Source organism: Thermococcus sp. ES12, assembly GCF_012027515.1.
In the GTDB taxonomy this organism is placed as follows: domain Archaea; phylum Methanobacteriota_B; class Thermococci; order Thermococcales; family Thermococcaceae; genus Thermococcus; species Thermococcus barossii.
In genome coordinates, this window is sequence record NZ_SNUP01000070.1 from 1 (window position 1) to 445 (window position 445).

Here is a 445-nt window from a genome sequence, read left to right on the forward strand (position 1 = left end):
AGGGGTAGCTACATAAATCCTATTCTGAAAAATAGTTGCTCCTATGAGTGAATGAGGTTTTATATCACAAATCTTTCCTAATGATCCGGTGTTGAACTCAATGTAGTAAAGACAAGGATGTGCACACTCATTCGTACGTGGATGTCTGTTTATAATAAAAAAGAAAGCATAGTCCCTATCAGCATATGACGCGAGAAGATCAAGAACTGTATAATCTAGATACTTCTCGTAAATTTTTTTCCAATACTTTATTTTGAGATGATATGAGAAAGTTGTTACTTCTATTCTATCTGTATCTCCACTGTAAACGATGAACCCATCCTTAAAGTAAAAATATCCTATCCACATCACTCCATCTGATGTGTAATTACCAATAACGTTACCCTTAGACTCTTTGAATTCAAAGAAACCACAATAAGAGTTTTCTTCACAGATTACTGGGTTT

Annotated in this window: 1 protein-coding gene; it reads right to left on the reverse strand. The window is 34.2% G+C overall.

The genetic code is table 11. From position 1 onward, the window contains the following. A partial coding sequence (locus tag E3E37_RS11605; protein WP_206204110.1) for a hypothetical protein occupies nucleotides 1–445 on the reverse strand: 445 nt, incomplete at both ends.